At 65.6% G+C, this 15,260-nt stretch carries 13 protein-coding genes; 1 reads left to right on the top strand and 12 read right to left on the bottom strand.

Annotated features, from left to right (window positions below; all coding sequences use genetic code 11):
* Positions 1–3: 3 nt before the first annotated feature.
* The 12 genes from FBX97_RS13300 to FBX97_RS13245 all read right to left on the bottom strand — a co-directional run bounded on the left by FBX97_RS13300 (position 4) and on the right by FBX97_RS13245 (position 14,369).
* Positions 4–1,050: an SDR family oxidoreductase gene (locus FBX97_RS13300; protein WP_141832324.1), complete on the bottom strand. Its 1,047-nt coding sequence runs from the start codon at positions 1,048–1,050 to the stop codon at positions 4–6.
* A 74-nt stretch (positions 1,051–1,124) separates the two neighbouring features.
* Positions 1,125–1,961 (bottom strand): HDOD domain-containing protein, encoded by an 837-nt coding sequence (locus tag FBX97_RS13295; RefSeq protein ID WP_141832322.1) that lies wholly within the window; start codon positions 1,959–1,961, stop codon positions 1,125–1,127.
* A 126-nt stretch (positions 1,962–2,087) separates the two neighbouring features.
* Positions 2,088–3,149 (bottom strand): BON domain-containing protein, encoded by a 1,062-nt coding sequence (locus FBX97_RS13290; RefSeq protein ID WP_141832320.1) that lies wholly within the window; start codon positions 3,147–3,149, stop codon positions 2,088–2,090.
* 111 nt (positions 3,150–3,260) lie between these two features.
* Positions 3,261–3,953: an NUDIX hydrolase gene (locus FBX97_RS13285; RefSeq protein WP_141832318.1), complete on the bottom strand. Its 693-nt coding sequence runs from the start codon at positions 3,951–3,953 to the stop codon at positions 3,261–3,263.
* A gap of 118 nt (positions 3,954–4,071) precedes the next feature.
* Positions 4,072–5,733: a methyl-accepting chemotaxis protein gene (locus FBX97_RS30400; RefSeq protein WP_141832316.1), complete on the bottom strand. Its 1,662-nt coding sequence runs from the start codon at positions 5,731–5,733 to the stop codon at positions 4,072–4,074.
* 153 nt (positions 5,734–5,886) lie between these two features.
* Positions 5,887–7,635, bottom strand: coding sequence for a hypothetical protein (locus FBX97_RS13275; protein ID WP_141832314.1), 1,749 nt, complete (start codon positions 7,633–7,635; stop codon positions 5,887–5,889).
* A 217-nt stretch (positions 7,636–7,852) separates the two neighbouring features.
* The gene (locus FBX97_RS13270) at positions 7,853–8,167 is read right to left on the bottom strand and encodes a hypothetical protein (RefSeq protein WP_141832312.1); all 315 of its coding nucleotides are present in this window, start codon (positions 8,165–8,167) and stop codon (positions 7,853–7,855) included.
* Positions 8,168–8,362: 195 nt separating this feature from the next.
* Positions 8,363–8,572, bottom strand: a complete 210-nt coding sequence (locus FBX97_RS13265; RefSeq protein WP_185748582.1) for a cold-shock protein — start codon at positions 8,570–8,572, stop codon at positions 8,363–8,365.
* A gap of 245 nt (positions 8,573–8,817) precedes the next feature.
* Positions 8,818–9,855 carry a hypothetical protein gene (locus tag FBX97_RS13260; RefSeq protein WP_141832310.1) on the bottom strand — a complete coding sequence of 346 codons (1,038 nt, stop codon included), beginning with the start codon at positions 9,853–9,855 and terminating at the stop codon, positions 8,818–8,820.
* A 189-nt stretch (positions 9,856–10,044) separates the two neighbouring features.
* The gene (locus tag FBX97_RS13255) at positions 10,045–11,565 is read right to left on the bottom strand and encodes an efflux transporter outer membrane subunit (RefSeq protein WP_141832308.1); all 1,521 of its coding nucleotides are present in this window, start codon (positions 11,563–11,565) and stop codon (positions 10,045–10,047) included.
* 24 nt (positions 11,566–11,589) lie between these two features.
* Positions 11,590–13,206, bottom strand: coding sequence for a DHA2 family efflux MFS transporter permease subunit (locus tag FBX97_RS13250; RefSeq protein ID WP_141832306.1), 1,617 nt, complete (start codon positions 13,204–13,206; stop codon positions 11,590–11,592).
* 11 nt (positions 13,207–13,217) lie between these two features.
* Positions 13,218–14,369 (bottom strand): HlyD family secretion protein, encoded by a 1,152-nt coding sequence (locus tag FBX97_RS13245; RefSeq protein ID WP_141832304.1) that lies wholly within the window; start codon positions 14,367–14,369, stop codon positions 13,218–13,220.
* Positions 14,370–14,486: 117 nt separating this feature from the next.
* On the opposite strand from FBX97_RS13245, the gene FBX97_RS13240 reads away from it, so the two are divergent.
* Positions 14,487–15,140, top strand: coding sequence for a TetR/AcrR family transcriptional regulator (locus FBX97_RS13240; protein WP_255517454.1), 654 nt, complete (start codon positions 14,487–14,489; stop codon positions 15,138–15,140).
* Positions 15,141–15,260 lie beyond the last annotated feature (120 nt).

The following is a 15,260-nucleotide window of genomic DNA, read 5'->3' as shown; positions in this document are numbered from 1 at the left end:
CGCTTACGGCAGGTAACCCTGGCCGCGCAGGCTATCCAGCGCAGCCAGGATGACGGCCTCGTTCTCCACCGCTTCCGTAAAGCCGGCGCGGCGGATCTTGCCCATGTCCGAGATCATGTCGAACTCGGTATTGAAGATGAAGTCGCCGAAGGGCCAGGCGACCAGCTTCTCGTAGGGCACCGTCTTCAGGCCGCGCTTGTCGGCCAGGCGCTGCCAGGCGGCAGCCTGGGACGGCATCTGGCGCGCCAGCGAGAACGGCTGCGGCGCGGCGACGTCGATGCCGAAGTCCTGCGCCACCGCTTTCCAGATGCGCTCCCAGCGGAACGGTTCCCCGACCAGGTTGAAGGCTTCGTTCTTCGCCTTCGGATCGAGCGCGGCCCAGACGCTGGCGCGTGCCATCCAGCCGGCGTCGGTGATCTGCGCCAGTGCCCCGTTATAGGTCTTGTGCGAGCCCGGGAAGCGCAGCGGCACGCCGGCTTCGCGGCTCAGCGCCGCAAACACACCCATCACCATCACGATGTTCATCGGGTTGCCGACGATGTCGCCGACCACCACGTCCGGACGCAGGATGCTCCATTCGAATTCGCCGGCGGCGGCGCGCTCGCGCAGCAGGTCTTCCTGGGCGTAGTAGAAATTCGGACCGAGGTGGCGCGGGTCGTCCTCGTAGAACGGCGCCAGCGACGGACCCAGGTGCACGCCGTACACCTTGGCGCCCTGGTAGTGCACCACGCGCTGCAGCGGCGCGCCGACCGCCTTCAGGCCGTCCAGCAGGTTGCGCAGCATGCCGCCGTTGATCGCTTCCTCGTCGGCCAGGTCCTTGCCGCCCTTCAGGGCCGCGTAGAACACGTGGGTGGTGTCGCGCGCGGCTTCGAGGGCCCTGGCGGTGGCGGCGGCATCGGTGAGGTCGGCCTGGATGGCCTCGACGCCGTCGATGAAGGTGCGCGGGAGGGCGCGCACCTGCCAGTCGGGATTGTTCTTGAGTTCGCGGACCACGGCGTTGCCGATGATGCCGCTGGCGCCCACGACCAGGGCGCTGTACTTCGTTGTCATTTCGATTCCTTGCGAAGGATGGAAAGCCGCAAGGATACCGCCTGTTCGCAAACTGCGTCGGCCAGGCCCTGGAATCAGGCCAGCAGCGCCTGCCCCATCGCCCGGCTGATCTCGGCCGCTTCCTCGATGATGGCGTGCAGCGTGGCCTCGTCCATCAGGTAATCGAGCGCGCTGTCGCCGTGCTCCGGCAGCGGCGCCGGCGGGCGGCCGAGCGGCGATGGGACCGTGGCGTACAGGTTGGCCAGCAGCAGGGTGTCGAGCAGCGAGGCGGGCGGCATGTGCAGCCAGGCGTCGCGCAGCTGGAACATGACCTCGGCCACCGGTTCCGGCAGCGCCAGGCGGCGCGCCACTTCGCGCGTCAGCACGTCTTCGCACAGCTCGGCCCAGCGTTCCGGGTCCTGCTCGAGCAGGCCGGGAAACTCGTCGGCGCGCGACAGCAGGTAGAAGCCGCCGACTTCGTGCACGATGCCGGCGAACATGGCGGTATCCGGGTTGACGAAGGTGACGCGGCGCGCGAACACCTGCGCCAGCGCCGCCACCTGCGCCGTGTGCTCCCACAGCTGCGTGCATTTGGCGCGCAGGCCGGGATCCTTGATGCGGCTGCCGAACTGGCGCACCACCAGGCTGGCCACCAGCATCTGCAGGTTGCGGTAGCCGACGCGCGTGAGGGCCGCGCGGACGTTGGTGATGGGGGCGCCGCCGGCATTGAAAGCGGAGGTATTGGCCAGCGCCACGGTGCGGGCGGCCAGCTGCGGTTCGGCCAGCACCAGGCGGATCGCCTCCTCGAGGTGGCAATCCGGGTCGTTCAGGGCCTGCTGCAGGCGCAGCACGGCATTCACGCTGGTGGGAAAGGACAGCTCGCCGCGCGCAGCCTGGGCGGCGATGATTCCGAAGGTTTCGATCTTGTTCACGGCGGCGATTATAAATTAGACGGAGGTACGCCCGTCTAATTTATCCTCACGGCAATTTCCGGAGCAAAAAAAGCGGCCGGTGGCAACCGGCCGCAGTGGGCAATCGAACCCGATCCGTTCCGAGGCTTATTTGACCTGGATCGCGCTCTTCACGTTGGTGACGCCATCGATACCCTTGGCCACCTTGACCGCCTTGTCGGCTTCGGACTTCGAGTTGACGAAACCGCTCAGCATGACCACGCCCTTCTCGGTCTCGACGTGGATGCCCAGCGATTCCAGGTCCGGCTCCTTGACCAGACCGGCCTTGACCTTGGTGGTGATGGCGGTGTCGGCCAGCGCGACGCGGGTCTTCGCGGTCGCATCCTTGGTCTTGTCGGCTGCCTCGGCGCTGGCGTCCTTGGTCTTGTCCGCGGCGACGGCGGTCGCGCCTTCGGTCTTCTGGGCCACGCTCGATGCCACGGCCTTGGTCTTGTCGACGGCGGCCTGGGCCACTTCCTTGGTCTTGTCAGCAGCTGTCGCGGCCACGGCCTTCGTTTTCTCGGCCGCGGTGGCGGCAGCCTCGCGCGTCTTTGCAGCGGCGTCCGCGGTGGCATCGCGCGCCTTGTCGCCGGCGTTGTCGGCGGCATTCGCGGTGCGGTTGGCGGCGGCGGCAGCGTCTTCGCGCACGGCCGACGGCTTGGTCTCGATCACGCAGGCGGTTTTGGTATCGCCGGCGGCCTGCGCGCACTTGTCGATGGCGGCAGCGGTGGCGACAGGGGCGACGGTGCCGGCCGGGCTGCTGCTGCGGCCGGCCTTGGCGTCGGCCAGGGCGGCGGTGTGCACCGACTTGGCGTTGTTCATGCAGTCGTCTTTTTCGGCGCCGCTCTTGCCGTCGCAGCGCGCCTTGGCCAGCGTGAACTCGGCCTCGGCCAGGTTGGTACGCGCCTTTTCGCGGCTGGCCGGGGAGTTGCTGTATTTGGACAGGGCCTTGGCTTCGGTCTGGGTGCGCGCCAGCTTGGCTTCGGCGACGCAGACGTCCTTGCCGTTGCCGCTCATGGTGTCGCATTTGGCGATTGCGTCCCGGTAGTCGGCAGCAGCCTTCTGGGTGGCGTTGCGGTAGGTGGCCGGGTCGTGGTTCAGGGCGAAAGTCGGCGCGGCGAAGCTGGCGCCTGCGGCCGTCGCAAGAAGAGTCGCAATCAGGAGTTTCATGGTCGATATCCCTTGGATCGGTTATTGTGATACAGGGATTAGACGCCCAACCGGCCACGGCTTCTGTGCGGCACCGTACGGTTGTCTAAAAAACCACTTTTCTTGCAATCATCATTCGTCCTTGACCAGGCCTTCGCGCCAGAGCGGCAGGGCATCGTCGAAGGGCCGGGCGGCGTCGCCGAAGCGGCTGCCGTCCTGCGCCAGCGCCACCCAGGTGCGGGTATCGTGGCCATTGCGCGCCACCGGCTGGTCGTCGCGCAGGCGGGCCAGCCAGGCATGCACGCGCGCATACTCGCGCGGGTGGCTGTGGCGGGTCCAGGCCAGCGCCACCAGGTCGGCATAGGCTTCCTCGCGGCGGGTCTCGCGCATCGCCTTCGAGGCCGCCAGCATGGCCGGGTCGAGCGCCATTTCTTCGCCGACTTCGACGAAGCCGGCCGGCAGCGCATGCCAGGCGCCCCGCGCGTAGCGCCAGCAATGGCCGAGCTCGTGCGCCGCCATCGCCTCGATCAGTTCGCCCTGGGCCGCCTGCGGCACGCCAGCCAGCTGGGCTTCGGCGCTGGCATTCCCGCGCAGCGACAGCACCAGCTTGCAGCGGCCGCCGGCGAAGCCCATCGCCATCGGCACGTCGTTCGGCCGTGCCTGCGGCTGGACGATGATGTCGATCGGCAGCGCCAGGCTGCGGGCGTAGTGAAGGACGGGAAAGGCGGCACCCAGCCAGCGCGTTTCCAGCGCGGTGAGGTCGGCGGCAGCGGCCGCCTGGGATACCGCGCACAGGACCGTGGCGGCAAGAAAGGCTTTGGACATGGAGGCTTATCCAGGGATAGATGAAAATGCCTATCGGCAATTCTAGCCCCAGGAAAAGCCCCCTGTGCAGGAATAATTTGCTGCCTGTTTAAAACAGCAAAGATAACAATTGCGCTATTTAAGCGGCGTCAAACGCGGTGTTGGCGTACGACGACGGTGCGCCGATGGCCAGGCGCCGTGCCTGCGCGCCCGCCGCTGCCGGGCGTGCAGCGTTTTCCAGCCTGAACACGCTGACCAGGTCGGCCAGGTGCGCGGCCTGCTCGTGCAGGCTCACGGCAGCCGCGCCGGCCTGCTCGACCAGCGATGCGTTCTGCTGGGTGGCATCGTCCATCTGCGCGATGGCGACATGGACCTGCTCGATGCCGGCGCTCTGCTCGCGGCTGGCGCGGCTGATGTCGGCCATGATGTCGGTCACCTGCTGCACGCTGGACAGGATCTCCTGCATCGTGTCGCCGGCCTGGTCGACCAGCTTGGTGCCGGCATCGACCTTGGTCACCGAATCGCCGATCAGTTGCTTGATCTCGCGGGCAGCCGCGGCCGAGCGCTGGGCCAGGTTCCTGACCTCGCCCGCCACCACCGCGAATCCCCTGCCCTGCTCGCCGGCACGTGCCGCCTCGACCGAGGCATTCAGCGCCAGGATATTGGTCTGGAACGCGATACCGTCGATGACGCCGATGATCTCGGCGATCTGGCGCGACGAGGTATTGATCGACGACATCGTCTGCACCACCTGCGCCACCACCGCGCCGCCGCGCTGGGCCACGCTGGAGGCCGATTCGGCCAGTTCGTTGGCCTGGCGCGCATTCTCGGCATTCTGGCGCACGGTGCCGGTCAGCTCTTCCATCGAAGAAGTGGTTTCTTCCAGCGTGCCGGCCTGGCGCTCGCTGCGCTCGGCCAGGTCCTGGTTGCCGGCCGTGATCTCGGCCGAGGCATTGGCGATGGTCAGGGTGCCGGCGCGTACCTGGCTGACGATGTCCACCAGGCTGTCGCGCATGTTGGCCATCGCGAACAGCAGGCTGGTGCGGTCGCCGGGGCGGGTGTCGATCGCGACCGACAGGTCGCCGGCCGCGATGGCGCCGGCGATCCGCACCGCATCGTCGGGCTGGCCGCCGAGCTGGCCCAGCAGCTTGCGGCTGATCATCCAGGCAGCGGCGGCGCCGGCGGCGGCAGCCACCGCCAGCAGGGCCAGCATCCAGGCAAAGAAAGTACCGGACAATTGACGCGCATTGGTGGCGGCTTCGTTGTTCAGTTTTTCCTCGAGGTCGATCAGCGCGTTCACGCTGGCCAGCCATTCGACGAACACGGGCGCGGCCTGCTTTTCCAGCAGGACGGTGGCCTCGGCAACCTGCCCGGCCTGGCGCAGCGCGATCAGTTGCGCGATCAGCGGCTGGGCGCGCTGTTCGACGCTCTTGATCCGGACCAGGTTTTCCTTTTCTTCCGCCAGGATGCCCTGGTCGGCGCCGAACAAGGCATCCAGCGGACCGGCCGATTTCTGGTAGTTGGCATCGAGTTGCTTGATGGAGGCAATGATGGCGTCGGCCGCGGCCGGGGTGGGCGCCAGCACGAGGTCGCGTACCGCGATCGAGCGGTCATGCACGCTGCCGCGGAAATTGATCGCATGCCGCTGCTTGACGCCGTTGACGTCATTGATGTGGGTAAGAATATCGTCGATCTGGCCGACCCGGTGGATGGCCAGACCGGCGAGCACGGCCATCAAGGCCAGGATGCCGCCGAAACCGAACGCCAGGCGCTTGCCGATGGTAAAGCCAGAGGTTGTCATGATGTGTTGACCGAAAAGTCGCAAGAGTTTTAGAAATTTCCAATTGGAATTTTAAAAACTGTAGCACACATCAATAAAAAAGTTCCGTGTGGAAATTAACTTAGGGTAAGCAACATTTTCACTTGGATAATTTCCCGTCTGATATTTACAACATTAGCGCACGATCCATTTGAGCGGCGGCTTGGCCGGCGCCAGCTTGGCGGCGGTGACGAAGGCCGGACGGATGTCGTTCGGCACCGCCTTCATCTTGTCCAGCGCCTTCTGCACGTCCGGACGGATGACGACGTAGCGCTTCATCAGCGCCTGCGCGCGCGGATAATCGCCGGTGGCTTCGATGGTCAGGAATTCGCGGTCGAGGTCGGCCACGGCGCTTTTGATCCTGGCCAGGTCGACCGAGAAGGTGCCGTCGCCGTGCGAAACGAAGCCGCCCTTGTCGAGCAGGTAGTTGACCTGGATCGCCATGCCGCGCGCATGCGAATCGGTCAGGCCGAAGTGCAGGGTGCGGAAGGCGGATGCCAGGAAGGTGTTGTACAGCTTGCGCTCCGCAGCCGCGCCCTGCCCCAGCGAATTCTTCAGCTGCCCCTTCTCCATCATGTACGCGAGTGCCCACAGTCCGGTGACGTCGGCCTTGGCTTCCTCGATGGTCGAATAGGCGTCCTTCAGGTCCTGTCGCGGCGTCGAGGGCTTGCCGTCCCTGGTGGTGGCGTGCGGGCCGAGGCCGTGCATGATCTCGTGCGCCAGGATGTGGGTGAAGAAGGAATCGAAATCGAGATCCTTCTGGTCGGCCGGGCGCAGCACCAGCTTCGAGATGGGCAGCAGCGTGGCGTCGAACTTGGCTTCCTGCACGTTCTTCAGCATCACGCGCTTGGAGCCGCGCTGGCGGATGATGCGCTCGTCGTTGGGCAGGTTGTAGGCGGCCGTCTGCACGCCCATGTTGCCGTCGCCGGCGCCGTAGACCTGGTTCACCACCACCATCGGCGCGATCGCCCCGACCTTCGGGTTGCGGTACCTGGCGTCCAGCGGCAGGTTGTTTTCCAGTTCCTGCATGTGCTGGCCGAAGAAATTCAGCTTGGCGGTTTCCTTGGCATCGCGCACGTTGACGTAGGCTTCGAAGGCGGCCTTGTAGCCGAACAGTTCGTCGTTATAGGTTTCGTAGGGGCCGATGGTGACGTCGACCGGGGAGTCGAGGTCCATCCAGGCGAAGTCGGAGGCCAGGTAATCGTTGGACAGGAAGGCGTCCGCGCGCAGGTTCAGGAATTTCTTGAGCGAGGCGTTGTCGGTGGCCTTGGCCGCTTCCTTCAGCAGCTTCGACAGCCGTTCGAGTTCGGGACGGTATTCGTCCGCATACTTCACGATCTTGAACTTCCCGTCCTTCCCGCCGCGGATCGTGGTGAAGAACCACTGCGCCTGCTCCCTGTCGGCGGCGGGCAGGCCGTTCATCCAGCTTTCCAGCGCGGCCTTGCTGGCGCCTTCGGGATAGAAATTGGCGCCCGCCGGCTTTTCGAGCGGGATCTTGATGCCTTCGTACTCGGCCGGCATGAAGGAACGGTTGCCGTCGATGATCGACCACGGACCCTTGTTCAGCCAGAAGTAATCGCGGCGCGCCTTGCCCAGCGGCGTCGTATCTCTCTGCAACGCGGCTGCCAGGGCTTCGTTGCCTGACCAGCGCTGGCGCAGCTGCAGCGTGTCGACGATTTTCGCTGCGTCGATCAGCTTGCCGATGGCGACGCGGTCGCCGGCGCTGAGCTTGCTCGTGTCGGCGCTGAGGTCGACCGGGGCGAAGCGCTTGGCCATCGCGTTGAGGTCGGCGGCCGTTGCGGGTGCAGCGGGGGTTGCCGTGTCGGCGGCATGGGCCAGGCAGGCAGCGGCCAGCAGGACCACCGGGGCGATGATGTTCTTCATGGAATCCCTGGAACAGGTTGCAATCCGGCGATTGTAATCCTGTTCAGGGAAAGTCAGTCACGGGACCACGCGACTGCGGGCGCCATCACTGCTGGCGCTTTTTCTCTTCCTTTTTCACCTTCTTGTCCGCCTTCTTTTCTTTCATGGTCTTGGCAGGCTCCTTTTTGGTGGCTTTCTTGGCATCCTGGCTTTTACTCATGGCTTTCTCCGGTTGACATCAGTGAATAGAAAATACCGGCACGGTGGGCAGCATTTTTACTGCCTCGGGCACATTTCCCTGCGAGTCTTTTTCGGTCATTAAATGTACCCATCCCAGTATCTCATTAATACTTGCTAAACCGCTATATAAAGCGGCCCGCGTGACACTATAAACCGACATGTCTTCCATACCGGATGCCGACCGGGCTGCCGGCGACTCGGCAAGCGACGCGATGCGCTGCTCGATATTGCCCAGTTCCAGGGCCATTGCCGAATGCAATGCCTGCATGCCCGCCATGGCGGCGTCGGCGTCGTCAATGTTTATCTTTTCCATTACCACTCCATTTAACCGGCACAAAAGAAAAAAGCTCGCCAAGCGAGCTTTCCTTCATCACTCCGTCTTCCCGGCGCTTCGTCGATACCCATGCTATCTGCGTGGTGTCCGTCCGGCCTGACGACCGCCCGTGCTATCTGCACGGTGCCGTCGCCCGGGGTGCGTTGCTGTTCTGGAGATCAGGTTTGCGGGTCGTTATGCGCCGCGGATATTGCTGGCTTTTTCGCCCTTCGGGCCCGTGCCGCGCTCGAACGAGACGCGCTGGTTTTCGGCCAGGCTCTTGAAGCCTTGCGACTGGATGTCCTGGAAGTGCGCGAACAAATCGGCGCCGCCATTATCCGGGGCAATGAAGCCAAATCCTTTTGCGTCGTTGAACCACTTTACCGTGCCGGTTTCGATACTCATGTCATTTCCTTTTTTAAATCGTAATGGGCCATGCCCGAGATACACTCGTAACCAAGGAAAATCTAACAGAGGGATCCGAACAGGAAGGGTTCTGGCAAGAACCGGACAGGAAAGAGACCAACAATGACGACAACTTGATGCAAGTGCAGAATTTCAATATACAGGAATCCGGTAACAAGGACCAGCTTTATATTTTAAATAAAGCGTGGCCCTTTTGATAGCGCCGGATCGATTACCGAATTCGCTTAATTAATTGCCTTACCAATATATTTCATAAGCAATCCTTTGGGACCCACGGCCCAGCCGGCCGAAGGCGTCGCAAAGCCGACCGTGTTGACCGGCGTGGTATCGAGCGCGGTCCAGCTCTTGCCGCTGTCGCGCGTGATGCCGGACCCGGCCAGGCCCGCCGCGACATAGGTGCGCGCCGCGCCCGGCACCGGCACCACCACCGACATGTAGCCGGCCGGCTGCACCGGCGCCGCCGTCCAGGTCGCGCCGCCATCCCGGGTCACGGCGCCGTTGACGCCTTCCAGCAGTTTTTCCTTGTAGTCGCCGCCGACCGCGATGCCTTCCTTCGGATGCGCGAAGGCAACCGAGAACACGCCCTTGGCCGCCGCGCCGGCCGGGATCGGGGTCGCCTGCGCGCGCCAGGTGCGTCCGCGGTCGCCCGAGTGGAACACGCGCGCGCTGCTTGCGCCGCCGGTGCCGATCCAGGCGTCGCCGGTGCCGGCCACGGCGATGCTGGTGCCGCTGGCGGCGAATGCGCCTTCCGACGGCAGCGCATCCAGTCCGGTGGCGTCCACTTCGCGCCAGCTTGCGCCGCCGTCGCCCGTGGCGTAGATCTGGAAGCGGCCCTTGACCGGGTCGCCGAACAGGATGCCGTTGTCCTTGTCCCAGAAGGCCATGCCGTCCCAGAAGCCGTCGGCGTAGCCGTTGGTGGCGACCGGCGTCCAGTGGGCGCCGCCGTCGACGGTGCGGAACAGGCGCGACGCGGCGCCCGGCCCGGCGCCCATGGCGATGGCGGTGTCGGCGTCGAAGGCCTGGATGTCACGGAAATCGATCTTGTCGGCGTCCGGCACCTGCATGGCTTGCCAGTGGCTGCCGTCGACCGTGCGCAGGACGGTGCCCTTGGTGCCGCTGGCCCAGGCGACCGTGCTGCTCACGACCGAGAGGCCGCGCAGTTCGGCGCTGGTGTTGCTGGCTTGCGGCTGCCAGGACTGGGCGAAGGCAGGGCTGGCGGCGAGGAGTGCCGCGATGAACAGGGCGTGGGGGCGCAGGGACATGGACGGTATTGGCGGAGTTATGATGATTGCCGATATTACACCGTCTTGTTTTGCTCAACGAACTTGGGCCCCTGCCTGCGCAGGGGCGACGGATTCACTGTTAGTGGTGAAGATAACCGTTAGCAGTAAAACGTCGCCCCTGCGAAGGCGCAATAGTGCCCCCGGCACTATTGCTCCAAGTTAATGCAATTAATTGCCGGCCTTGGCAATGGTCGCCTCCGGCGCCCCCTGCGTCCAGCCGCCGCCCAGCGCGCGCGCCACCGACACCGCCGCCACCAGGCGCTGGGTGCGGATCTGCGCCGCGGCGCGGTCGGCCGCCAGCGCGCTGCGCTGGGCGTCGGTGACGTCGAGGTAGGTCGAGACGCCGCGATCGTAGCGCGCCTGGGCCACCAGCAGCGCACGCGCGGCGGCTTCCTGGGCCTGCAGCTGGACGTCGCCCTGCTGCTGGCGCTGGGCCACGTCCGACAGCGCATCTTCCACTTCGCGCAGGGCGGTCAGCAGGCGTGCTTCGTGGTTGGCCACCGCTTCGTCGTAGCGGGCCTTGGCCAGGTTCAGGTTGGCGCGGTTGCGGCCGGCGTCGAACACCGGCAGCGACAGTGCCAGCGGACCGAACGAGAACTGGCGCGCGCTGCCCTGGGCCAGGTCGCTCAGGCTTTTCGAGGCGTAGCCAAAGTTGCCGGTCAGGCTCACCGCCGGGTAGAACGCGCCTTCGGCCACGCCGATCTGGGCGTTGAACGAACGCAGGGTCTCGACGCTCGAGGCCAGGTCGGGACGCTGGCCCAGCAGGCTGGCCGGCAGGCCGACCGGGATGCTCGGGGGCAGTGGCAAGGCGCCGTCCTGGACGGCCGTCAGGATCGGCTGGCTCGGCGACACGCCGACCAGCACGGCGAGGGCGTGTTCCAGCGTGTTGCGCTGGCGCTGGACTTCGTGCAGGTCGGCTTCGGCGTTGGCGCGCTCGATGCGGGCGCGCGAGACGTCCAGTTCATTCGACAGGCCGGCGTTGAAGCGCGCCTCGATCAGTTCCTGCGATTCGCGGCGGGTGGCCAGCGCGGTGCGCAGGATCGCCATCTCGGTGTCCAGGCCGCGCAGCTGCCAGTAGGTTGTCGCTACCTGGCCGGACAGCATCAGCAGCACGCCGTCGCGGTCGTCCTGGGCCGCCAGCGCCTGGGCATCGGAGGCTTCGACCACGCGGCGCACGCGGCCCCACAGGTCCAGCTCGTACGAAAAGTCGGCGCCGACCGAGTAGTTATTACCCTCGATCGAACGGTGGCCGAGCGCCAGGCCCTGCGCGCTCTCGGCCGAGGTGCGCTGGTTGGCGATACCGGCCGAGACGTTCACGCGCGGCAGCTGGCCGGCGCGCGTCACGCCCAGCTGGGCCTGCGCCTGCACCAGGCGCTGCGCAGCGGCGCGCACGTTCGGGTTGTCGTGCAGGGCGCGCGTCTCCAGCTGGCTGAGGGTGGCGTCGTTGAAGACGGTCCACCATTCGGCCGGCAGGCGCGCAGTATCGTTCAACTGAGCGCTCGGCTGGGCGGCCGCCTGCGCACCCGTCTGGGCTGCATTCGACGCAGCGGCGCCCGCCTCCGCGGCGTGGCGGTAGGCCGGGGCATCGACGCTCTTGGGCGCGACGAAGTTGGGGCCGACGGTGCCGCAGGCGCTCAGCAGCGTGGCGATGGCGGCGGCCAGCGCGGTGTGGATGACAGGCTTGAACATAGTATTTTTCATCTCAAATATTTATCAGTGACCACCACCAGCGCTCGGCCCACCCGGCGACTTGACCTTGTCCGCGAACCACAGCGGAATGCAGGCCGCCAGCAGGATCACGCCGACGATCCAGAAGCCGTCGTTGTAGGCCATCACGAAGGACTCGCGCCGCACGATGCGGTCGATCGCGGCGAGGGCCTGGTTGGCCGCGGTGGCCGGGTCGATGCCGTTGGCGATGAAGCCCTGGGTCAGCGCATCCAGCCTGGCCTGGGTCGCGCTCGAGGCCAGCGACACCGCTTCGCCCAGGCGCGCCGAGTGGAAGTGCTCGCGGTTGGTCAGCGAGGTCGCCAGCAGCGCGATGCCGATCGAGCCGCCCAGGTTACGCGTCATGTTGAACAGGCTCGAGGCCGACGGCATGTCCTTCGGCGCCACGCCGTTCATGGCGAAGTTCGACAGCGTCAGCATCACGAAGGGCTGGCCGATGGCGCGGATGATCTGCGACAGCATCAGCTGGTCGTAGCCGGTCGAGGCGTCCATGTAGGCGTTCATCAGGCAGGAAATGCCGAACATCGACAGGCCGAACATGCACATCAGGCGGTTGTCGATCTTCTGCGACAGGCGCGCCACGAAGGGCATCACGAACAGCTGCGGCAAGCCCATCCAGGCAATGACTTCGCCGATCTGCATCGGCGAATAGCCGGCGATCTGGCCCAGGAACAGCGGCAGCAGGTACGAGGAACCGTACAGGCCCATGCCGATCACGGCCGACAGGATGGTCGCGACCATGAAGTTGCGGGTGCCGTACAGGCGCAGGTTCACGAACGGATCCGGCCGCGTAAAACCGATCACGACCCAGCCCAGGATGCCGAACAGCGCCAGCGCGGCGAAGGTGATGATGAAACCGGAGTCGAACCAGTCCTTGGTGTTGCCCTCTTCCAGGAAGATGGTGAGGCTGGCCAGGCCGGTGGCCATGAAGGCGATGCCCAGCCAGTCGGCTTTCAGCAGCATCTGCAGGTTCTTCGGTTCCTTGTCGATGCCCCAGTACATGCCGGCGATGAGGAGCACGCCCGGCACCCAGTTGATGTAGAAGATCCAGGGCCAGCCATACAGCTCGGTGAGGTAGCCGCCCAGGGTCGGGCCCATGGCCGGCGCCAGCGTCGCGGTCAGGCCGAACATCGCCATGCCGACCGCGCGCTTGGAGGCGGGCAGGCGCGTCATGACCAGGGTCATCGCCATCGGGATCAGGGCGCCGCCGCTGAAGCCCTGCAGCATGCGGAACACGATCATGCTTTCCAGGCTCCAGGCCGAACCGCACAGGGTCGAGAACAGCAGGAACAGGGCCGTCGTGCCCATCAGGTAGCGCCGCTGGCCGAGGGCGCGCGTAAACAGCGCGGTCATCGGGATCACCACGATCTCGGCGCACAGGTAGGCGGTCGAGATCCACGAGCCCTCTTCCTGCGTGGCCGACAGCGTACCGAGGATGTCGCGCAGCGAGGAGTTGGTGATCTGGATGTCGAGCACCGCCATGAAGGCGCCGAGCAGGCCGGCGGCCACCGCGATCCAGGTGCGCGCGTCGACGTGCGCATTGGGCGCGGGCATTGCCGGCATGCCTGCCGGCGGCCCTGACATCGGCTTGGTGGAACTCGTCATGGCTTACCCTGTTATTGAGCGGTAGCGGTTTGCGTTTGCGCCGGCTTCTGGCGCAGGTCGATCTCGACCACCGTCGACATGCCCGGCGCCAGGCGGCCCGCGTACTTCTTGAGGTCTTCCGGCTTGAAGGTGATTTTCACCGGCACGCGCTGGACGATCTTGGTGAAGTTGCCGGTCGCGTTATCGGCCGGCAGCAGCGCGAACTGGTTGCCCGAGGCCGGCGAGAAGCTGTCCACGCGGCCGATCAGCTCGTGGTCCGGCAGCGCGTCGACTTCGACCTTGACGGCCTGGCCGACCTGCAGGCCCGGCAGCTGGGTCTCCTTGAAGTTTGCGGTGACCCAGACGTCGTCCTGCACGATGGCGGCCAGCTGCTGGCCCGGCTGGATGCGGGCGCCGACTTCGACGTTCTTCTTGCCGATGCGGCCGCTGACCGGGGCCAGGATCTGGTTGTAGCCGAGCTGCTGCTGGGCGTCCTTCAGCTGCGCCTGCAGCACTTTCACCTGGGCCTTGAGGACGTCGCGCGCGGAAGCCGCGGCGGCGATCTGGGCCTTGGCGGCAGTGGCGTTGTCGCGGCGCGCGGTGACGTCGGCATTGGCGCCGGCACGCGCGGCGGTGGCGGCGTCCAGCTCGGCCTTCGACACGGCTTTCATCTGGGTGTTGTACAGCTGGCGGAAACGGGTCGCATCCTGGTTGGCGCGCACCAGGTTGGCCTGGGCCTGCGCGACCTGGGCGCCGGCGGCCGAAGCCTGGGCCTTGGCCTGCTCGACCGAGGCGTCGGCCTGGATGATCTGCTGCTTCACGCTGGCGATCTGGGCCTGGATCTGGTCGACCTTCACGCGCTGGTCGGCCGGGTCGAGCTCGGCCAGCACGTCGCCGGCCTTGACCACCTGGTTGTCGTCGAACATGACCTTGGTGACGACGCCCGGGATGCGCGAGGACATCGGGTGCACGTGGCCGGTGACGTAGGCATTTTCGGTGTCGACGAAATTGGCGCTGCGGTACCACATGCGGCCGCCCACGCCCAGGGCGGCGATGGCGATCACGCCGACCACGAGCAGCACGCGCTTCGGCGGGCCCTTGCCCGCATTGGCGGGGGCGCCTGCGGGTGCTGCGCCTGGGGCGGCTGTCGGTTTCTGCTGAACCGTGGTTTGCTGCTCTGACATGGATGTGACTCCGAAGGAAAAAATGAAATGGGTTGATCGCATTATTCGACAAAGCTCCGGCGAAGTCAAGAAATGAAACGGTTGCATTTCATTTGATCTTGACCTACAGTGTGAACCATGGACAAACTCAAGCAAGACACCGACGGTTGCCCGGGAAAGGCTGCCGGCCGGCCCAAGGCGGCCGACGTCGAGGCGCGCATGCAGGAGCTGCTGCAGATCGCCGGCAGCCTGTTCCTGAAGAACGGCTATACCAAGACCAGCCTGGAATCGATCGCCCGCGCCGCCCACGTTGCGGTGCGCACCATCTACGTCAAATTCGGCGGCAAGGAAGGCTTGCTGCGCGCCGTGCTGGCCGCCAAGCGCGACCGTTTCTTCCACAGCCAGCCGATGGACACCGATCCGCGTCCCTTGCGCGACATCGTCGGCGACTTCGCCCACCAGATGCACGAGCTGCTGGTGTCGGACGAAGCCGTCGAGATGCAGCGCGTGGTGCTGGCCGAGGCCCCGACCAACCCCGAGCTGGCGGATGCCTTCTGGAACGGCGGTCCGCGCCAGACCCGCGAGATGCTGGCACGCTTCTTCGCCCGCCCCGAGATCCGCGCCCAGATGCGTCCCGACGTGCCGCTCGATTTGCTGCCCGGCTTCCTGATGGCCTGTATCTGCGGCGAACAGCTGCGCACGCTGATCTGCCAGCGTCCCAGGACGCCCGACGATGCCCTGCACGAACTGGAAGGCCGCTTGGAACTCTTCTACCACAGCGTGTTAAAATAATGCTAATCCGCTATCCAAAAGGTGCGGAAAAGAATGTGTGTCAACGCACGGACTCGTCGCTACCCGTTTGGCATGCTATCGATCTCAGAAGGAGGATGTCCATGGAAAACAAAACTACAA

It is taken from the genome of Herbaspirillum sp. SJZ107 (genome assembly GCF_006715485.1).
Lineage (GTDB): Bacteria > Pseudomonadota > Gammaproteobacteria > Burkholderiales > Burkholderiaceae_D > Telluria.
Note: the sequence above shows the minus strand (reverse complement) of the source record. Positions and strands in the feature narration are given on the sequence as shown.